A 20,163-nucleotide genomic window follows, 5' to 3' on the forward strand; every position below is an offset into this window, starting at 1 on the left:
CGTATTTAGTTCCAAATATCACTTTCTATAGGCATTTGCATTTCATCAATAAAAGCTTCTAAAATTGCTACTTGTTCTATAGATGAAATTCCAATTAATGAGGCTCTCTGTTCTTTTAATAATGCAACTAGGCTTGGGTTTTGTTCTAAGTACTGAATTACATTAATCATCCTATCGCTCCTCATCATTTTATTAATTTTTGTAGGTAGTCTTTAGCTAAATCATTTAATTCTACATTTTCAAGATAACTTATTGCCTTCAATTTATAGACATTTTTCACAGTAAGTGCATAGCGTATTGCCCCGCCATTTGTCAACTCATTTTCTGCTTCTTTATGATCCAAAATTGTAACTATATCATCATTATAATAGTCAGCTACAGATTTTGAAACATCATTTTTCTGGGATAAAAGATAAATAATCGGCAGGGAGAATCTTTTGTTTAGTAGGTCATTTTTCGGTCCCCATGCTTTCAAACTTTGGATATCGTTTTTAATTTGCTGAATAATGCCTATGTACTTTCCATAAGCCTCTACTTCTTGGGATACTTCCCCTTTGGCAAGAACCTCTCCAATTAAGCAACTCATCGCTGTTAAGGAACCTGATTTAAGCGTAATCATTTGTACATAAGAATCTTCATCGCGGCAATTATTTAATAAGTCTAATTGTTGACCACTTATACTTTTTAATGCGCATTCTTCAAGTATTTTTATAGCAGCTCTTTTATGCTCAAAAGACGTTTCATCAATTGTTTTTGAAGCCATAATCAGCATAGCTAGAGCAACATTTAAAGAAAGCTCTGGTGTCCTGCTCCAACTATTATCTGAATCCTTATCTTGAAGATCATCGATAATATCAAATGACAATATTAAGAGTTCAACTGCTGCAGCAATTTTGTATATGTCGTTATTTCTACTATTTGAAAACGCCTCAAAATGCAAACAGCATAATTTACCAAAAGAAAAACCTGCATCTATTTTTTCTTCTTTAAAGCTTTTAAACAAATGTTTTAGCTCATGACTAAGAAATGTTTCACTTTCAATGAGAATGTCCAATGATTTATTAATACACTCATCCAACCCGTTCAATAGTCCTCTCTCCTCTCCGATATATTAATAGATATTATATAGATTAGTGGGAATTAATACTAGCAGCACCAATAATATATACATATAATTCCATAAATCACTATATAAAGTTGAAGAGCGCCAAAAAGTGGCGTTAATTACTTAAACCACGCCATTTTTTACCTAATTGATAAGGATAAAATGGCGGTAGAGAACGATGTACCGCCATAAAATTGGCGTAAACTCACCATTGAAATGGCGTTATGACAGATGTTACGCTTATAGTAATAACATTTGATTTTCTCATTGTCCTGATAGATTGATGAACATGAATTTTTATGTACTGGGAGTGTTTTAAAAATGAAAAATGGATTTAACGAAACTGTTTTCATACTTACGGCTACTTTTTCATGTAATATCTCTGTCTCAGCTGAAGAGATTATAATTAAAAAGCCTACAGAGGAGCAACTACGAATTGAAAGGATTATTACTCAATCTGAATTAAAAGCTTATCAAGAAACTTTAACGGTCTATAAAAAGCTTTCAACCTTCTCAAACTTAATTAGTGATGTTCCTGGATTTGAAGATTCTTTTCAGCAAAAAAGAGATTACTATATTCAGCAATATGGCATTATAAAAGTACCGAATGACAATTTATTTAGTATGCCATCCGTCAATCCATTAACCTTTGGATTAAATATAGAATCACCTACCACTTACATGACAGCGAATTACACGATTATTAATGCTAGAGGGCTAGCAGCAGTGACAGACTCATCTATTACTCATAAATTAGATGAAAATATAAATATCTCGGGATTGTCCATTAATGAAAGCACTATTTCCTTTAATATGGATGCTACATTTTGTAGTTCCATAAAAACACCGATTACCCATTGATATAAATAAGCAGATAGCATTGGTGTCCCTTCTCTGATTCCATCGTTATCTGCTTTTATATACAACAAAAAGGTGCCTCAATCGCTTGAGACACCTCTAGGCTATTAACCTTTTACATAATAAACTTCTTGTCCGCTTTCAACGATATGCTCAGGCTTTGGCTTACCTGCACTTGCCTTATGACCGGCAATATGCTCAGGGCTCTTCTCCCAATTTTTCCATGCTTCTTCTGATTCCCAACGAACCATCACTAGCACTTCCTCATCACCACGGCGAACTTTCTTGACCAGCACCTGCTTATCAATGAAACCAGGTTGTTGTTCAAGTAATGATGGACTGTTTGGCTTTGCGCCAAAACGTTCCACCACTTTATCCGAATTCCCTTCCGTCACAACGATACGTTTAATTTGTACAAACATATTAGTTAAACGCCTTTAATACATCTTCAACTTTTAGTGTTTCAGATTGTAAACCGCCACCTGAAAGATACCAAACTTCTGGGTCTAAGTAGAACACTTTACCGTTCTTCACAGCATTCGTTGCACTTACGATTTCGTTTTCAATCGCGCCTTTAGTACCAGACTCGCCGTTTTCGTTTACAACTGCGTCACGGTCAACTACAAATAGAATATCAGGATTTGTATCACGTACATATTCAAAACTTACATTATCACCATGTGTTCCAACTTTAACATTCTCATCAGCAGCTTTCACACCAAATACATCGTGGATAACACCAAAACGTGAACCTGAACCATACGCTGATAATGCGCCTTCACTACCTAATACGATCAAAGCTTTCTCTTCTGATGCTGTTGCTTTGCCTTTTACTTCTTCAACTTTAGCTTCATATGCAGCGATTGCATCTGCCGCTTCTTTTTCTTTACCGAAAATTTTACCAGCTAATTCTGTATTAGCTTTGAATGACTCTAGGAAGTTTTTATTATCTACTCCAATGTAAACTGTTGGAGCAATTTTAGATAACTCAGCATAAGCTGCTGACGCACGACCAGAGATGAAAATAATATCTGGGTTGATTTCAGATAATTTTTCATAATCAGGCTCAAATAAAGTACCAGCATTTACATAAGTGCTATCTTTATATTTGCTTAAGTAAGATGGTAATGAATCTTGTACTACTGCAGTAGGATTAACCCCTAATGCATCTAAAGTATCTAGGAAACCATTATCAAAAACAACAACCTTTTCTGGGATCTTATCAAGCTTTACTTCTTCAAATGTAGTCTTACCATCGCGACCTTCAATTGTGCTACCTGGAATTGTTATTGGGTATGCTGCAGATGCCTCGTTTTTTTCTTCTGCTGGTTTGTCAGTTGACGTACCTTTATCTTCTTCTTTTGCTTCGTCTTTTGAACCGCAAGCAGCTAAAACTAATAGCATCATCGCCATTAATATTGTTAGTAATTTCCATTTTTTCATTTTGAAATTTCTCCTTTAAATTTATTTTATAGTTAATGGATGGTTAAACCATCTGCTACTATTTCTAAGAATTAAAATAAACACAAATTCTGCAGCCATCCTGCTCTTGAACAGGAATATCCATATCATAGATTTCCTTGAGTGCGTCTGAGTTAATGATATCGTTGGTAGAACCATTTTTCACAACACGACCATCTTTTAATGCAACAATATTATCTGAGTAAACGGAAGCAAAATTAATGTCATGTAGTACAATTACAACTGTTTTCCCTAACTCATCCACTAGCTTACGCAAAATCTTCATAATCTGAACAGAATGTTTCATATCTAGATTATTCAATGGCTCGTCCAATAGGATATATTCTGTATCCTGAGCAATAACCATTGCGATAAAAGCACGCTGACGTTGACCACCTGATAATTCATCTAAGTAATTATGTTGAATATCTTCTAAATTCATATATTGAATAGCTTCATCCACTTTTTCTTCATCTTCTGGTTTTAAATTTCCTTTTGAATAAGGGAAACGTCCAAAGGATACAAGCTCACGAATCGTTAAGCGGACATTCATAAAGTTAGACTGTTTTAATATGGATACTCGCTTGGCAAAATCATCCGATTTCCAGCGCCTTACATCTGCTTTATCGAGTAGAACTTCTCCAGTATCTGCATTCAGTAAACGGCTTACCATTGAAAGTAGCGTGGACTTCCCTGCACCATTTGGTCCAATAAAAGACGTAATTTTCCCTGAAACAATATCGACACTTACATCTTGAACGACAGGTTTTTTTCCGAAAAACTTCGTAATTTCTTTCACTTGTATCATCCTGCTGCCCTACTTTCTCTTAATAATAAGTAGATGAAGTATACCCCACCCACAAAATTAATAATGACACTTAGTGTAGTACTGAAAGTGAATACTCGCTCAACCATCCACTGCCCACCGATTAAAGCAATAATACTCATTACACAAGAACCAGCAATTAAGATGGAATGCTTGTATGTTTTAAAATACTGATACGATAAATTCGCAACAATTAAACCAAAGAATGTAATAGGCCCAACTAATGCTGTTGAAATGGAAATCAAGATAGAAGCTAAAATTAACATACGTTGTACCAGCTTATCGTATGGTACACCTAAATTAATTGCTGTATCACGTCCTAACGACATGACGTCTAATTGATTCATATGACGCCAACCATATATAAATGTTATCAAAATGATTACACCAGCTAGCCAAACTAAATCTGAATTAACATTATTAAAACTTGCAAACATTTTACTTTGTAAACCTAAAAATTCATTAGGATCGATTAATACTTGGAAGAATGTTGTAATGCTCCCTAAAAACGTACCAACAATCATACCCACTAGTAGTAAAAAATAAATAGGTCGCTTTCCTTCTTTAAACAATACTCGATAAAAAACTAAAGCGAAAACAATCATTGATACGATAGCAAGAGTAAAATTATAGTAAATATTGATAACTAAAATAGATGTAGAGCCAAAGAAAAAGTAGATGAATGTTTGAATCAACATATACAAAGCATCTAACCCCATAACACTTGGCGTTAAAATCCGATTATGGGTAATGGTTTGGAAAACAACTGTTGAATAGGCAATAGCTATACCCGTTAATGCCATCGCTATAACTTTTATGACACGTCTCGGAAAAGCATAATGATAATTACCATTTAATTCCCAAAATAGATACAATAAGATAGCTAAAACGGCAAGTCCTAGTAAAATGAACATTCTTGTACGATTACGCATATGCTCTCCCCCTAAACAACATAACTAGGAAGATAGCACTTCCAATTACACCAACAGTCATACTAATTGGTATCTCATAAGGGAATATCAGTACGCGTCCTAAAATATCGCAGAATAATAAGAAGGACATACCAAGTAATGCTGTATGTGGCAATGTTTTTGCCAAATTATCACCTTTAAACAGTGAAATAATATTCGGTATAATCAAACCAAGGAATGGAATGACACCTACTGTTAGCACCACTGTTGTGGAGATAAGAGCCACCAATACTAAGCCTAAATTCACCACAAACTTATAGGATAGGCCAAGATTTTTAGCAAAATCCTCACCCATACCGGCTACTGTAAAACGATTGGCATAAATATAAGCTAAGATAAGTACTGGTACACTTATGTATAACAGTTCATAACGGCCTTTCATGATTAACGAGAAATCTCCTTGTAACCATGCAGAAATGTTTTGGATAATATTTGCCTTATAGGCAAAGAACGTTGTCACGGAAGACAAGATATTACCATACATTAAGCCAATAAGCGGTATAAAAATCGCATCTTTAAACTTAATTCGATTTAATATTTGCATAAATAATAATGTGCCGGCTAGAGCAAATATGAAAGCGAAGGAAATTTTTTGGAAATACGTGACATTTGTGAAAAACATCATGGAAATCAATATACCCAGTCGAGTGGCATCTAAAGTACCTGCTGTCGTTGGTGATACGAACTTATTCCTACTTAAGCTTTGCATAATTAAACCAGCAATACTCATACCTGCGCCTGCTAGCAAAATGGCAACAAGTCTGGGTACACGACTAATTAAAAATAGTCTAGTTTCTTCTGATTGGAAGTCTAATAGATCACTTGGTTTAATATCTACTACTCCGATAAATAGCGATACTATAGACAACACAACAGTTGCTGTTAAAAGATATCTTATTTTCATAGTAATCCCCGGTAGATTTCAATTTTGTGTGTAATGTTACGTTTAGTGAAAATGATTATCATTACTCACGATTTCCATTATAGTCATGTTTTTATTCTCAGTCAACCTGTAAATGAGAATTATTCTCGTTTTATTTAAAAGGAACTAAAAAACGTGTCTAATTAACGAAATATTAGTATTTTCGCCAAACTTTCTACCTTACATAATTCACTATTTCTACAACTTTTTTATCCAAACAAAATGGTAATTGAGAACATCCCTTCGTCTCAATTACCATTCTTATTCATTATATTATTCGTCTTACTTTTCTTAACCATGCTGAAATAATAAATATGATTAAGACTAAACCTACATATCCCATTACTGCATAGAGCTTAGCTACAAGCGTCGTAAATCCAGCTAGACTGGCTAAAAAGCCTAAGCTTCCTATAAAAACAACCGCTACCTTAAAGCTAGGTCTATCAGGCTTAAAGAATCTTACCATAAAAGAATAAAGCATCCCTACTGCAGTATTATAAATCATCCCTAATAAAGAGAATGTCATTAATAGCCCGATCAATGGATGAATTTCATTTGCTAATGCTAGCATAGGAATATCTAGTCCTATTACAACGTTCATTTTTGCAAGAAGAGAAAAATTAATAAGCAAAATTAAAGCACCTAATAGAATTCCGCCAATAATGCCCCCCATTCCAGCTACTTTATCATTGCGCACCGAGCCGCACATCACCGTTAATAATGAGAAACTTACCCCAATATTGAATGACATATATAACAATGCAGTCAACCACCAGCTTTTTGAGCTTATTTGTGCCTGCTGCGCAATTACTGCTTGTTCAACAAAGGTAAGATCCATTGTTGCAATGGCATAGATAGCAATAATAGAAACAATTGCTAATAAGTAAGGAGTTGCTAATGCAATAATATTAATAATGCTTTTAACATCCATCATCACAGTGGCTATGGTTAGCAGAATCATACATATACTCCCTAGCCAAATAGGTAGCCCAAACATTTGCTGTAATGTTGCACCTGCACCCGCAAACATAATAACAGCCACGCCAAATAAAAACAGCGATAATAAATAATCCAATACAAGACCGACAGAATGACCAGAAATCTGATAAATCAAATCCTTGTGGGATGCAGTGCGTAATCTTGAGCTAACCTGGGCTACACACATACCAACAATAGAAAAACCAACCATAGCTAAGAGGGCACCATAAACCCCTTTAAAGCCATAGCTTGTAAAATAGAGGACAATTTCCTGTCCAGATGCAAATCCTGCACCAACGATAATTCCTACATAGGCACCGCCGATTTGCAAGCTCTTTTTCAATCAGTTCTCTCCTCGTTTTTTCCTTTAGAGCAAATGATTTTCATTCCATTTTTATTGATAGACCTCTTTGCTTATTGTTAGCTTATCGATAACTGCCATATTCGGTGTATAGCCAATACCGATTTCTTGTGGTACATCAATATATCCATCTTTGACGATGACTTCTGGATTAATAATATCCTCATACCAATAATGACTAGAGCCCGCGGTATCTCCAGGCAATACAAAATGACTAAGCGAGGTTAAGGCAATATTATGCGCTCGTCCGATTCCTGCCTCTAACATTCCTCCACACCAAACAGGAATTTGATTCTCCTTGCAGAGGTCATGAATTCGTTTAGCTTCGGTTAGACCGCCAACTCGTCCAATTTTAATATTGATTACACCACAGCTTCCTAGCTCAATTGCTTTTCGAGCATCCTCATACGATGTGATACTTTCATCTAAACATATTGGCGTTTTTATGTTTTTCTGCAAGGTTGCATGATCCACAATATCATCAGGAGCCAAAGGTTGTTCGATCATTAGTAAGTTGTAATCATCAAGCTGCTGTAATATGGCGATATCATTTAATGTATAAGCTGAGTTCGCATCGACCATTAAAGGTAAATTTGGTAGCTCTGCACGGATTGCACGTACCACTTCTACATCATAACCAGGCTTAATTTTCACTTTTACCCTTTTGTAACCCTTTTCCAAATGGCTTTTTATTACTTCTATTAATTGAGCTATTGTAGCTTGAATACCTACACTGACCCCAACTTCAATACATGTTTTTTGCCCACCTAAAGCCCGTGCGAGAGATTGTTTTGTTTGCTGGGAATAAATATCCCATATAGCACCTTCTATCGAAGCTTTCGCCATGCAATTTCTGCGAATAGAAGCAAACAATGTAGTCACCTCATCAGGATGCCCGATCTCTTTATTTAGCAAGATGGGTATTAGAAAATCTTTCAGCATATGCCATGTCGTCTTTAAAGTTTCCTCTGTATACCAAGGCGCTACAAAAGCAACCGTCTCTCCCCATCCAGTAATCCCAGATTCATCTTTTGCTTCTATTAATAACAGTTCTTTTTCGTCGACTGTACCAAAGCTCGTTGAAAACGGTGCTTTCATCGGCATTTTAATATGTCTTAAAGTAATCTTTTCTACTTTCACAAACTTCACTCCCTCTAATTATTATAAGGCTAATAAGGAGCGTCTGACTAACAGATAGCTATGGACATATTCTGGGTGCTTCTTGACACGTACAATTGCATAGCCTTGATTGAATAATGCTGTTAAGATCTTTCTAATTTTATAGCGCCAGTCCTCTGCAAGTTTAGGACTTTCAACTTTCACTTTCTGCAAATATTGAGGAATCGGTAATAGATAGACCTCCTGATGAAAGGAATGTTCCATTTGAAATGTATTATCTACGTCTAGGACAGGCAAGCCATCGACAGTTAATGTCCATGGTACGATTTCCTGTGCGATTTCTTCTAGTTCATCAATGCTATCAGCCATTTGTTCACGTTCTATCCACCACTCAACAATCAGCCTGTCTGAAGGTAATCCTTCATTAAAGTCATCTTCAAGAGCGCCGTAATAATCATTTTCGTATCGATAACTAATAGCATTTAGCTTTAAAAATGCCAAATTAGCTAAGCTCACCTCCAGAGGTTCAAATAACCAACGAACCAGTTGAAACCCATTTTCTTTCGCATATTCTTGCTGAGCGTGCTTTAATAACTCACCTACACCTTGTTCACGATATGCTTTCTTTACGCCAATCATGTGTGAATGTAAGTATATTTCTCTATCATGATAGCCCACAAAGCAATAGTTAAAGCCAATTAGCCTTTCTTCTAAATAAGCACCTAAAACTAATCCGCCATTTTGTACAACTGCTAGTAATTGGTGAGTGGGAATTGCTTGGCTTCCCCATATTTCAGCATTCAACTTTTGGACCTCTGCCAGTTCTATAGGTGTCATGACTTTGTGAATTTGCACTTGCTCTAACATTATGCTGACGCCTCCTTTGTATCTGTTGACTCCAATGCTAATAAGACTGCTCTCGTAAGAATCTCCACGCCAGTAACAAGTCGTGCTTGTTTAAACTTCATTTTCGGATGGTGTAATCCTGGTGTTAATCCACATCCTAAGCCCAACATGGTTGTTTTTAAGTGTGGCCTTTTTACCGCATAATGATGAAAATCCTCTCCACCAGGTGTGTGTACCGGCTTTCTTAAATTTGATAATCCGGCAGCCTGTATAATTGCTTGTTCCATAATATATTGTGCACTTGTATCAACTTCCGCAGCTACAATATTGGCAACAGTACGTAATTCAATCTGCACCTTATGCAATAGCTTAGTGGAATCAATAACACGTTTGACCCCTTGCGCTAAATCATCCATAACATTATTTTGCTGAGCACGAATGTCTATCGTAAATGAGGCATTACCAGGTATGATATTGCCTGATTCTCCCCCTGCATGGAACTTTGTCATCTTAACTGATACAGGTACCATTGGATCGGTATGAATGGTTCGTAAATCTTCAATGATGGTAGCCCCTACTTCGATTGCATTAACGCCCAGATGTGGCCTTGCAGCATGGGCATCCTCTCCAATAATCTCCCCTTCTAGTAAACGAGAGGCTCCGTGATACAAGGCTGCACAGTATGTACCATCCTCTAGCTCATGAACGGGTCTTACATGCACACCAAATAAATAGTCAAGCTCATCAATTACACCTTCTTCTAAGACTGCTAATGCTCCCGTCCCTTTTTCTTCAGCAGGCTGGAAAATGACACGGATTGTACCATTAAATGATGGCTGTTGTTCTTTTAATAGTAAGAGAGTACCAATAGCCATTGTCATATGTCCATCATGCCCACAGGAGTGGTTTGCACGGAAATGGCCATCAACCTCCTGCCATAATGCGTCTATATCTGTTCGTAAACCCACTTTAGGACTACCATGACCCACATCAACATAAAGACCTGTAGAATTTTTAAAGCGAATTGGCGAAAACCCTTCTTCCGTTAATAAATCTACTATATAATTAGTTGTTTCTATCTCATGCCAGCTAATTTCTGGATTGGCGTGTAAATACGTAAAAATCTCCATTAATCTTGACCTCAAACGGTCCAATTCTTCTTTCATAGCATCCAACCCCTTAAAATTTTCTTATAATTATGATTATTATAGCGAAAATAATGATCTTCCACATCTAAACTTATACTCTTGCTCCATAAAATTACTACTTAAGATAATATATTTCGCGCTAGACTTCATAAATAGACATTTATTTAGATAACAAAAAAAGATGTAAATACAGCCCATTAGCCGGACTGTACTTACATCTTCCAATTAGTTAATACCTTTCATTGCCTTTGAAATAATCGGCGATAAAATTAACAATAATATACCAATGACGATTGAAAGCGACCCCAAGAAGCCGAAGTATGTGAATTCGCTTACAACTTCATAAACCTTTACTAACTGTGCATTAATTGCTTGTGCTGCCGCACTTGTTAAAAACCATAAAGACATGGTTTGTGCCGCAAATGCTTGTGGTGCCAATTTCGTCGTAGCCGATAAACCAACAGGTGATAATAATAATTCACCTACAACTACTAAAAAGAATGACAGTACTAACCACCAAGGACTAACTAATGTTTCTCCGCCAGATAAGTGTGCTGGAATCATCATGACAAGGAATGATAAACCTGCAAAGAATAAGGCGTATGAAAATTTACGTGGTGTAGTAGGCTGCTTGTCTCCCCATTTAAGCCATAACATCGCAAATAATGGTGCCATTGTTATAACAAATAACGGGTTTAATGACTGGAACCAAGAAGATTGAAGCTGAATGCTACCAATACTTAATTGTGTACGCTCATCTGCATACGTAGCCAGAATTGTTGCCCCTTGTTCTTGAATTGCCCAGAACATAACGGCTGACAAAAATAATGGAATATATGCAAGAAGTCGAGATTTTTCATCTTTTGTTGTCTTTTTACTACGATACATATAAATAAAGAAGACTGTTGGAATTAATACACCAAGAGCTGTAATGATTAAACTGAATACATTCATCGTTAAAGTACCAGTTTTAATACCAATGGCACCTAGAATGATAATAAGTAAAGCAACAATACCAAATTGCGCAAAGACTTTTTTGCGTTCTTCAGGCTTTAATGGGTTATTAACTTGTAAACCCGCTAGGCCTAAGTATTTTTTCTCCGTCAATTTATAAACAATTAACCCAACAAGCATCCCTAAACCGGCTAAACCAAAGCCTAAGTGGAAGCTATACTTTTGTCCAATTGTTCCGACAATAAATGGTGCAATGAATGCCCCCATATTAATACCCATATAGAAAATAGAGAAGCCTGCATCACGGCGGCTATCTGTTTCAGCATAAATATCCCCAACAATACTTGAAACGTTTGGTTTTAATAACCCAGTTCCCATTACGATAAATGCCATTGAAGCAAATAGCATCGTTACACCGCCAGGCAGTGCTAGTAATAAATGGCCAATCATTATTAACACGCCACCGTAAAAAATAGTTCTACGTGTTCCTAATACTCGGTCAGCAATCCATCCACCTATAATACCTGACATATAAACGAGTGAACCATAAATGGCCATAATAGAGTTCGCTGTTCCGCGGTCTAGACCTAATCCACCCTGATTCAATTCGTAATACATAAAGAAAATGAGAATTGCTCGCATACCATAATATGAGAAACGTTCCCAAAATTCTGTGAAAAACAAAGTAAAGAGCCCTTTAGGGTGTCCAACAAAACCATTTTGAGGGACAGATTTTACAACTTCATCTTTACTAGACATACAATACCCTCTCCCAATTAAAAATATTCTCTTTAAAAAACAATATTACCCTAAAATAAGGATTAAAAAACTGTGTTTCATCATACTAAAGCGTTTTTTTAACTTTAGCAAGAGTTTTAAAAAATGTTGAAAATTTATCATTTTTCTTTAAATTCTGATTGTTTATTTTGATAATTATTAAATCCTTTGATATATCTAAGTTTTCTCACACTTCAATAGCCCACACTTGTTTTCTGAACATTAAATTATTCTAAAATATTTATAATTCAGATTTATAACTTTTTATACAATTTTAAACTATTTTTTCTAACAATTATTAAAATGCTACAGGCTGTTGATCTAGATTCTATATTCCCCTTAATCACAAAAAGCATGCCAAAATCTTTTGGCATGCTTCAGGTTATTTTTTCATTTTTTAATTTACGACGTATTGCTGATATTTTGCATAATCCGCTTCTTTAACTTCAAGGGATAATAATGTACCACCCTCTTCGTATGCTGTATTAGAAACAGAGGCATGTTCATTTAAATAAGAAACAATATTTCCTTGGTCATAAGGTATGAGCATTTCACATGTCACATAATTGGAGAAAATATGTTGACGAATTAATTGAATTAACTCTTCTAGCCCTACCGCTTCCTTTGCTGATACCCATATATTATCGCCACTTACAACAGGGTAAGGCACTTGAGCAAGATCAGCTTTATTGTAAACATAAATGGTTGGAATACCTTCAACACCAACCGCTTTTAACGTTTCATTTGTAACATCCATCATAAAACCATGCTCTGAATTGGAAACATCTACGACGTGTAATAAAAGATCTGCATCTCTTGCTTCTTCCAATGTGGAGCGGAACGCCTTTACTAAATGGTGGGGCAATTTGCTGACAAACCCAACTGTATCTGTTAATAAAAATGTCTTGTTATCAGGTAGCTCAATCTGTCGAACTGATGTTTCAAGTGTAGCAAAAAGCATATCCTTCTCAAAGACTTGTTTATGCTCCTCTTGGCCTATCTCAGCCAACAATTGATTCATAATCGTTGACTTGCCAGCATTAGTGTAGCCAACTATAGACACTACCGGAAGGGCATTTTTTCGACGCTGTTTACGCTGCGTTTCACGTTGATCCTTGACCTGCTCTAGATCCTTTTTGATTTTCGCTATTTGATCTTCTATTTTCCGACGATCCAATTCAAGCTTTGTTTCCCCAGCACCTCGGTTTTTGAAGCCACCGCCTGTCCCTCCACCCTGACGGCTTAAAGAAGCATGTAAGCCCACTAAGCGCGGGAGCATATATTGTAGCTGTGCTAATTCTACCTGCATTTGCGCCTCTCGTGTTTTTGCCCTTCTTCCAAAAATATCCAAAATAAGCATTGTTCGATCAATAACTTTCGTTGCTAGATCACGCTCTAAATTACGGATTTGCGAAGGAGACAGCTCATCATTAAAAATGATGAGATTTGCTTGTGCTTCTTCATAAAAATTTTTGATTTCTTCTATTTTACCTGTACCAACATAATGGGAAGGTGTCACACGCTCTAAATTTTGCGTAACTACCCCTACGACCTCCACATTTAGTGCCTCTGCTAAATTTCGAAGCTCTTCCATCGAGTAATTAAAGTGCGCATCATTACGTAAATTTACGCCAACGAGTATGGCCTTTTCAATTAATACATCAACTTCCTTAATTCTATCCATTAGAAACCTCCCACCAAAGCCTCGGTGTCCCTACGACAAATTTTCTTCATCTTACCATAAATTACAGCTTTACGTATGTTCAGAACTTTACGAAAAACATTTCAAAAAATGCGCCTCTCTGTAAAGGCGCATTTCCCTTATTTTCTTTCTTCTTTTAATAATTCTTCCGAACGGCTAAACTCTTCTTCAATTTCTTCATTAGGTCTATACGTCAATATACTAACGACAACCGCAACAATTAAACATACAAAGAAGCCTGGCACAATTTCATATAAGGCACTTGATAACGATTCAACTTTCCCCCAAATAAATGCTGTTGCAGCACCAGTTACCATTCCGCTTAAAGCACCGTAATTCGTTAACTTCCTCCAATATAAAGAAAGCAAAATGACTGGTCCAAATGCTGCACCAAATCCTGCCCATGCAAAACCAACTAGACTTAAGATGGAGCTATCTGGATTCCAAGCTAAAACCGCTGCAATAATCGCAACAACTAGAACAGCGATACGTCCTACAAAAACATAATGTTTATCAGTTGCTGTTTTGTTAAACAACGCTTTATAAATATCCTCTACAAGCGCCGAAGAGGTAACGATTAATTGCGATGAAATAGTACTCATTACAGCAGCTAAAATTGCTGCTAGCATAACTCCAGCTATAAATGGATGGAATAAAATTTGTCCCAGAACAATAAATACTGTTTCAGCGTCTTTTAGCTCACCTGCATTTTGTTCATAATAGGCTACCCCTACCAACGCCGTCCCAATTGCACCAAATAAACTTAACATCATCCACCCAATACCAATACGACGGGCCTGCTTTGTTTCTTTTACAGAGCTGATGGCCATAAAGCGCACAATAATATGTGGCTGCCCAAAATAGCCTAATCCCCAGGCAAGTGAGGAGATAATACCGGCTGCTGTTGCAGTGGCAGGTAACATGTTTAAAAGATCTGGGCTAACCGCTTTAATAGAAGTAATTGTTTCCCCTATTCCACCTGTTACAAAAAGACCAAATAGTGGTACAGCAATAAGTGCTAGAAACATGATAAGTCCTTGTAAAAAATCAGTATAACTTACTGCTAAAAATCCGCCGAACAATGTATAGGCTACCACTACTGCCGAAACGATTAACAAACCTGTATGATACTCATAACCAAACGAACTATCGAAAAATTTTCCTCCTGCTACCATCCCAGAAGATACATAAAATGTAAAAAATATTAAAATAATAATACCTGAAGCAATTCTGATTAACTTCGTATGATCACGTAATCGATTATCCAAATAACTCGGTATGGTAATGGAATCATTGGTAACCTGTGTATAAACACGTAACCGTGGAGCTACCAATAACCAGTTTAAATATGCGCCTACCGTTAACCCAATGGCAATCCAGGCTTCCACAAGACCTGATAAAAAAATAGCACCAGGTAAGCCCATTAAAAGCCAGCCAGACATATCCGCCGCACCCGCACTTAGTGCCGTTACAGCCGGACCTAAGGAACGACCACCAAGCATATAGTCCGTTAAATTGGAAGTTTTAACGAATGCATACCAGCCGATCACCAGCATGGCGACCATATAAATAATAATTGCTAATAATTGATACATATTATCTGACATACTTTTTCCTCCTATTCAGTCTTTAGTATCACCAATTCATAAAGAATTACTATACATAAAGATACCATGAATATACAACTCCACCTATAATAACTCAGAATTTTTGTGAAAATTTTTTCAAAAACATTGTTCGTTATAAAATGTGTTAAACTAGTGCCATCTATTACACAACAAAGTAGGCGAAAATGTATGATATTTGAAGAAATGAAAGCTCATCTCATTGAAAGAATTTTACAGCAACAGCTAGTTACTGCTACAATCAGTCAACCCCGCATGAAATCTAATGAAGTTAAACGCATTAAGTTAAAGCCATTAATGTTAAAGAATAGTTATCATATACAAATTGAATACCAATATGAACGAATTTTAAAACATGAAAATATTCAATTGACCGAATTTCCCGCTAAGCTGGAGGATATTTTCGAAGATTATCGTCAAGCCCATGTTGATTTTATTGATGAAAAAGTACAAGTGCAATTATCAAAAAAGAATAAAGTACTTTGGAAATCCGATCAATCGTCTACACCCAAGCAGGTAAATCTAGCACATAATCGTAAAAAAAATTATTTACTCTCGGACGATCAACCTTACCCATTTTTAATCCGACTTGGGGTGCAAACAGAGGATGGAAAAGTTAAAAAACAAAAATACGATAAATTTAAGCAAATTAACCGCTTTATTGAATTTATTGACGATGCTTTATCCTACTTACCAAAAAACCGGCAAGTTCGCATATTAGATTTTGGATCAGGCAAATCCTATTTAACTTTTGCTTTATACCACTATTTAAAAATTGAAAAAGGTTTAGATATACGTGTAACAGGCTTAGATTTGAAAAAGGAGATTATTGAAGAGTGTTCAAGAATAGCACAAGATTTAGGCTATGACCAGCTTGAATTTCTTGTAGGAGATATTAATGATTATAATGAGGAAACCTCTGTAGATATGGTCGTAACACTGCATGCTTGCGATGTTGCCACAGATATGGCTTTAGCGCGTGCCGTGAAATGGGGCGCAAGCGTCATATTAAGTGTTCCTTGTTGTCAACATGAATTAAATCGTCAACTAAATACGCCATCATTGGATATAATGTTACAACACGGTCTTGTACGAGAGCGTTTCGCCGCCCTTGCTACAGATTCCATTCGGGCTGAAATCTTGTCCCTTGTTGGCTATGAGGCACAGCTTCTTGAATTTATTGATATGGAAAATACGCCCAAAAATATTTTAATTCGAGCATACCGAACAGGCAAAAAAGCAAGTACAGAGCAACGTGCCAACTATGATGCTTTCTTAAATTTATTACATGCAACACCATTTTTACAAACAGAGTTAAACGAGTATTTATAACAGACTAAAAAGGCAATCCGAACCATCTCTTTACAATACAATAAACCATCGAGCGCGAAAACGTCTCGATGGTTTTGTCTACAGTCAAAGACGATTCAATCCTTATTGAATCTCTTTCATTATAGCTCTTGTCGTAAAGCATGGATGACATCAATTTTCGTCGCCTTACGAGCAGGACGATAACCGGAGATCATCGCTACTCCAATACTAATAGCTGCTGCAATAACGACTAACTGCCATGGAATAAGAGAAAATGTAATATCATTTGTTGCAAATGCATCTTCTCCCGTGGCTGCTTTTAGAATCAGAGGCAGCACTGCATTGGCAGCAAAACTAATGGCGTATGAAATGATTACCGCAATGAAGGTACCTAAAAGCCCAATAAACGTACTTTCCATTAAAAATAAGCGTTGGATTAATTTTGGACTTGCACCAATCGCTTTTAAGACACCTATTTCACGAGTTCGTTCTGTCACAGCCATTGTCATCGTATTGAAAATACCGATGGAAGCAATGAGCACAGCAATTGTACCAACAAAAATCAAGCCAATCTTTAAGACTAAGAAAAATACATTCATTTGATCTAATTGCTCCGTCACCGAATAGACACTGTAGCCACTATCTTTTAGTTTCTCTAAAATGGGCTTTACGTTTTCCAATGTATCAGCAAAAATATTAAATTCTGAGTAAAACATTTCCTCTGCGGTTGTATCTTCGAGAGCGGACAGATTCTCAACTAATGCTGGTTTTTGTGCTGTGTCCATATGAATCGTATTATCAATCATCCAATCATACGATGGTTTCTCCATTACGCCAACAATTGTATAGATCATTTTTGCCGATTCTTCATTGTTACCAGTGTTAGGCAATAGTGACATGTCAATGGTTTGTCCTATTAATGATTTTTTATAGCCTTCATCGCTTCCATTATAATAGGTGCCTTCTGCCTCAGCCTTTTTACTTTTTTCTTTAATTACATTGCGGTCGGCCTCATTCAATAGTGTTTGTGCAAAATGATAGCCTACCACTATTTCATTTGGCTTTGCTGGATAAGCACCTTCTGCAAGCTTGCCATTCACCTGTTCAAAATCCTTCATATCATTTAAAACTAAACTAGAAGTTGTATCTCGATCACCTAAAAAAGAATGTGCAGAGGCATTCACGCTTACCGTTTCAAGTACTGTTTCCACATGATCTATCTTTTTAATTTCTTGAATCTGATCCTCTGTAAATTGTTTATCCCCATATACTTGAATTTTCGTAACTGTTTCATTGGAAAGGATTTCATTACGTAATGATTCCTGTAATCCAAAACCTACGGATGCTAGTACGATGAGGAAAGCACAACCCATTGTAGCAGCTAGAACCGTCATAAAAACACGCAATTTATTTTTCTTTATGTGCTGTGTGACAAAGTCTAATTGATCCTTAAATAACATATTAAGCTTCCTCCTTTACCAGTTCGCCATCATACATACGGAAGCGCCTATGTGCGATTGTCGCCACTTCTTCATCATGAGTAATAATGACAAAGGTTAACCCAAACTCACGGTTTAAACTTTGAATAAGCATCAAAATATCTTGCTCTGTTTCTGAATCCAAACTTCCTGTAGGCTCATCTGCCAGCAAAATAGGAGGATTCGTGATGAGCGCTCGTGCAATACTGACACGCTGTTGCTGCCCACCTGATAATTCATTTGGATAGTGATCGGCCACTTCTGTCAGACCAACCTTGTCCATTATTTTTTTTACTTTTTCTTTTCTCATTGCTTTGCGCAACCCCTGTAGCTTTAAAGGTAATTCAATATTTTCGAATGCTGTCAAGCCAGGCATTAGTTGAAAGTTTTGAAAGATAAAACCGAATTGTCTCAAACGAAATGCTGCACTTTCTGTTTCATTTAGTTGTGCCGTTTCTTTACCATTCACCCTAATAGATCCATGCTCAACCTTCATAAATCCAGCTAAAACTTGTAATAAAGTTGACTTTCCAGAGCCACTTTTTCCGACAATGGCAACGATTTCTCCTTTATTAACCTCAAAGTTCACACCTTTTAAAACAGGAACCTTCTTTTCCTTCCCTTTTTTTCCGATTAAAAATGTATGTTGTAAGTTTTCAACTTGAATCATTTGATAATAAACACTCCTTTCTCACTCATTGCCCATTATAGAAAACAATTCTTAATAAAGAGGAAGGATAAAAATGAAGATATTCTTAAGAATAAGGAGAGACTCCTGCTCAAACAATTTGAATTTACATTCCCTTTACAATTCAAGTAGCTTTATTACTCATTTTCATTGTAAATCACACGTATATCTGTGCTAAACACTGTTAACGATATGACATAAATTGAGGAATAAAGGAATTTATCTGTACTATTAAAAACAAATACAGTTTGTTCTCCCTTTATTTTGTGAACGAATTGTATATTACAGCAATGTAAATTTTTATGTCGAATATAAAATTTTTATGTAGATAAATTAAAGATTTTGTTATGATAGTAAAGTTTAGAGGTCGATTAATTTATTTATATCCAGGAGGATTCGATTTACATGCTTAACTCAAAAAAACAAGACCCTTTCTTTATTGCATTGCATAAAATTGCTGAAAATATGAGAGAGGCTGTGCATTACGCAAATGATTTTCGTATTAACAGTGTAGCTGACCTAAAAGAGATTAGCATTACAATGAAAAATTACGAAACTGCTGGCGATAAGCTCATTCACGAACTGATCGTAATGCTAAACAAATCATTTATGACACCTATAGAGCGTGAAGATATTTTAGAGTTTGCCATTCGTATGGATGATATTTTAGATGGTACTGAACATTGTATTGCCCATTTTGAAATGTTTTCACTCACAGAGATTGATGAATCCATGCGCACTTTTCTAGGCTATATTTCTAAAAGTGCTGATGAAATTGTTAAAGCAACTGAAGAGTTAAAGAAAAAGAATCTAATTGGTATGCGTCCACACGCCATTCTAATTAAAGACTATGAACGTGAATGTGATGAAGTACAACGTTCTTCCATTAAACAACTGTTTCTAAACGAAAAAGATCCGATTCGCCTCATTAAATTTAAAGATATATATGAACAACTTGAAGATATCGCTGATCATTGTCAAAACGTAGCTAATACTATGGAAACAATCATCATGCGTAACGCATAATTAGGAG

General features: G+C 36.2%; 19 protein-coding genes. 3 read left to right on the forward strand and 16 right to left on the reverse strand.

Annotated features, from left to right (window positions below; genetic code table 11):
• Window positions 1-5: 5 nt before the first annotated feature.
• Both comX and ACE1MS_RS20705 read right to left on the reverse strand, forming a co-directional pair.
• A complete protein-coding gene (gene comX, locus ACE1MS_RS20700; RefSeq protein ID WP_012295836.1) occupies window positions 6-170 on the reverse strand; it encodes a competence pheromone ComX in 165 nt (54 codons plus the stop codon).
• A 14-nt stretch (window positions 171-184) separates the two neighbouring features.
• Window positions 185-1,087 carry a polyprenyl synthetase family protein gene (locus ACE1MS_RS20705; protein ID WP_099805356.1) on the reverse strand — a complete coding sequence of 301 codons (903 nt, stop codon included), beginning with the start codon at window positions 1,085-1,087 and terminating at the stop codon, window positions 185-187.
• Between the two features lie 339 nt (window positions 1,088-1,426).
• On the opposite strand from ACE1MS_RS20705, the gene ACE1MS_RS20710 reads away from it, so the two are divergent.
• Window positions 1,427-1,966 (forward strand): hypothetical protein, encoded by a 540-nt coding sequence (locus tag ACE1MS_RS20710; protein WP_012295838.1) that lies wholly within the window; start codon window positions 1,427-1,429, stop codon window positions 1,964-1,966.
• Between the two features lie 104 nt (window positions 1,967-2,070).
• Here the strand turns inward: ACE1MS_RS20710 and ACE1MS_RS20715 are convergent, their stop codons facing one another.
• From ACE1MS_RS20715 to putP, 12 genes are all read right to left on the reverse strand, one after another.
• Window positions 2,071-2,385, reverse strand: coding sequence for an antibiotic biosynthesis monooxygenase family protein (locus ACE1MS_RS20715; protein ID WP_012295839.1), 315 nt, complete (start codon window positions 2,383-2,385; stop codon window positions 2,071-2,073).
• A 1-nt stretch (window position 2,386) separates the two neighbouring features.
• Window positions 2,387-3,406 (reverse strand): siderophore ABC transporter substrate-binding protein, encoded by a 1,020-nt coding sequence (locus ACE1MS_RS20720; RefSeq protein WP_031416537.1) that lies wholly within the window; start codon window positions 3,404-3,406, stop codon window positions 2,387-2,389.
• Between the two features lie 64 nt (window positions 3,407-3,470).
• Window positions 3,471-4,232 (reverse strand): iron ABC transporter ATP-binding protein, encoded by a 762-nt coding sequence (locus ACE1MS_RS20725; protein WP_008175175.1) that lies wholly within the window; start codon window positions 4,230-4,232, stop codon window positions 3,471-3,473.
• Entirely contained in the window at window positions 4,229-5,182 is a 954-nt protein-coding gene (locus ACE1MS_RS20730) for an iron chelate uptake ABC transporter family permease subunit (protein WP_447402589.1), read from the reverse strand. The genes ACE1MS_RS20725 and ACE1MS_RS20730 overlap by 4 nt, the downstream gene beginning before the upstream one ends.
• Entirely contained in the window at window positions 5,175-6,125 is a 951-nt protein-coding gene (locus tag ACE1MS_RS20735; protein ID WP_031416542.1) for an ABC transporter permease, read from the reverse strand. Before ACE1MS_RS20735 ends, ACE1MS_RS20730 begins: the two co-directional genes overlap by 8 nt.
• Before the next feature lie 286 nt (window positions 6,126-6,411).
• Window positions 6,412-7,464 (reverse strand): YkvI family membrane protein, encoded by a 1,053-nt coding sequence (locus tag ACE1MS_RS20740; protein WP_031416543.1) that lies wholly within the window; start codon window positions 7,462-7,464, stop codon window positions 6,412-6,414.
• Window positions 7,465-7,515: 51 nt separating this feature from the next.
• Complete coding sequence (menC, locus tag ACE1MS_RS20745; protein WP_036162369.1) at window positions 7,516-8,622, reverse strand: o-succinylbenzoate synthase; 1,107 nt, start codon at window positions 8,620-8,622, stop codon at window positions 7,516-7,518.
• A gap of 21 nt (window positions 8,623-8,643) precedes the next feature.
• Window positions 8,644-9,468 carry a GNAT family N-acetyltransferase gene (locus tag ACE1MS_RS20750; RefSeq protein WP_447402590.1) on the reverse strand — a complete coding sequence of 275 codons (825 nt, stop codon included), beginning with the start codon at window positions 9,466-9,468 and terminating at the stop codon, window positions 8,644-8,646.
• Window positions 9,468-10,613: a M20 peptidase aminoacylase family protein gene (locus tag ACE1MS_RS20755; RefSeq protein ID WP_031416547.1), complete on the reverse strand. Its 1,146-nt coding sequence runs from the start codon at window positions 10,611-10,613 to the stop codon at window positions 9,468-9,470. The genes ACE1MS_RS20750 and ACE1MS_RS20755 overlap by 1 nt, the downstream gene beginning before the upstream one ends.
• 207 nt (window positions 10,614-10,820) lie before the next feature.
• Complete coding sequence (locus ACE1MS_RS20760; RefSeq protein WP_031416549.1) at window positions 10,821-12,308, reverse strand: peptide MFS transporter; 1,488 nt, start codon at window positions 12,306-12,308, stop codon at window positions 10,821-10,823.
• A 415-nt stretch (window positions 12,309-12,723) separates the two neighbouring features.
• A complete protein-coding gene (gene hflX / locus ACE1MS_RS20765; protein WP_031416550.1) occupies window positions 12,724-14,010 on the reverse strand; it encodes a GTPase HflX in 1,287 nt (428 codons plus the stop codon).
• 137 nt (window positions 14,011-14,147) lie between these two features.
• Window positions 14,148-15,635 (reverse strand): sodium/proline symporter PutP, encoded by a 1,488-nt coding sequence (putP, locus tag ACE1MS_RS20770; protein WP_012295848.1) that lies wholly within the window; start codon window positions 15,633-15,635, stop codon window positions 14,148-14,150.
• Window positions 15,636-15,824: 189 nt separating this feature from the next.
• Here putP and ACE1MS_RS20775 point away from each other — a divergent pair, with 189 nt between their 5' ends.
• Window positions 15,825-16,985, forward strand: coding sequence for a class I SAM-dependent methyltransferase (locus tag ACE1MS_RS20775; protein ID WP_012295849.1), 1,161 nt, complete (start codon window positions 15,825-15,827; stop codon window positions 16,983-16,985).
• Between the two features lie 119 nt (window positions 16,986-17,104).
• Here ACE1MS_RS20775 and ACE1MS_RS20780 read toward each other — a convergent pair whose 3' ends face one another.
• Both ACE1MS_RS20780 and ACE1MS_RS20785 read right to left on the reverse strand, forming a co-directional pair.
• On the reverse strand, window positions 17,105-18,424 hold the full coding sequence (locus ACE1MS_RS20780; protein WP_447402591.1) for an ABC transporter permease: 1,320 nt from the start codon (window positions 18,422-18,424) through the stop codon (window positions 17,105-17,107).
• Between the two features lies 1 nt (window position 18,425).
• A complete protein-coding gene (locus tag ACE1MS_RS20785) occupies window positions 18,426-19,112 on the reverse strand; it encodes an ABC transporter ATP-binding protein (protein WP_012295851.1) in 687 nt (228 codons plus the stop codon).
• Window positions 19,113-19,535: 423 nt separating this feature from the next.
• On the opposite strand from ACE1MS_RS20785, the gene ACE1MS_RS20790 reads away from it, so the two are divergent.
• Entirely contained in the window at window positions 19,536-20,156 is a 621-nt protein-coding gene (locus ACE1MS_RS20790; RefSeq protein ID WP_012295852.1) for a DUF47 domain-containing protein, read from the forward strand.
• Window positions 20,157-20,163: the final 7 nt, after the last annotated feature.

It is taken from the genome of Lysinibacillus sp. fkY74-1, from assembly GCF_053165895.1.

Coding starts and splice junctions, on each gene's coding strand:
- comX (WP_012295836.1), bottom strand. CDS start 170: ATGATTAATGTAATTCAGTACTTAGAACAAAACCCAAGCCTAGTTGCA.
- ACE1MS_RS20710 (WP_012295838.1), top strand. CDS start 1,427: ATGAAAAATGGATTTAACGAAACTGTTTTCATACTTACGGCTACTTTT.
- ACE1MS_RS20715 (WP_012295839.1), bottom strand. CDS start 2,385: ATGTTTGTACAAATTAAACGTATCGTTGTGACGGAAGGGAATTCGGAT.
- ACE1MS_RS20720 (WP_031416537.1), bottom strand. CDS start 3,406: ATGAAAAAATGGAAATTACTAACAATATTAATGGCGATGATGCTATTA.
- ACE1MS_RS20725 (WP_008175175.1), bottom strand. CDS start 4,232: ATGATACAAGTGAAAGAAATTACGAAGTTTTTCGGAAAAAAACCTGTC.
- ACE1MS_RS20730 (WP_447402589.1), bottom strand. CDS start 5,182: ATGCGTAATCGTACAAGAATGTTCATTTTACTAGGACTTGCCGTTTTA.
- ACE1MS_RS20735 (WP_031416542.1), bottom strand. CDS start 6,125: ATGAAAATAAGATATCTTTTAACAGCAACTGTTGTGTTGTCTATAGTA.
- ACE1MS_RS20750 (WP_447402590.1), bottom strand. CDS start 9,468: ATGTTAGAGCAAGTGCAAATTCACAAAGTCATGACACCTATAGAACTG.
- ACE1MS_RS20755 (WP_031416547.1), bottom strand. CDS start 10,613: ATGAAAGAAGAATTGGACCGTTTGAGGTCAAGATTAATGGAGATTTTT.
- ACE1MS_RS20760 (WP_031416549.1), bottom strand. CDS start 12,308: ATGTCTAGTAAAGATGAAGTTGTAAAATCTGTCCCTCAAAATGGTTTT.
- hflX (WP_031416550.1), bottom strand. CDS start 14,010: ATGGATAGAATTAAGGAAGTTGATGTATTAATTGAAAAGGCCATACTC.
- putP (WP_012295848.1), bottom strand. CDS start 15,635: ATGTCAGATAATATGTATCAATTATTAGCAATTATTATTTATATGGTC.
- ACE1MS_RS20775 (WP_012295849.1), top strand. CDS start 15,825: ATGATATTTGAAGAAATGAAAGCTCATCTCATTGAAAGAATTTTACAG.
- ACE1MS_RS20780 (WP_447402591.1), bottom strand. CDS start 18,424: ATGTTATTTAAGGATCAATTAGACTTTGTCACACAGCACATAAAGAAA.
- ACE1MS_RS20785 (WP_012295851.1), bottom strand. CDS start 19,112: ATGATTCAAGTTGAAAACTTACAACATACATTTTTAATCGGAAAAAAA.
- ACE1MS_RS20790 (WP_012295852.1), top strand. CDS start 19,536: ATGCTTAACTCAAAAAAACAAGACCCTTTCTTTATTGCATTGCATAAA.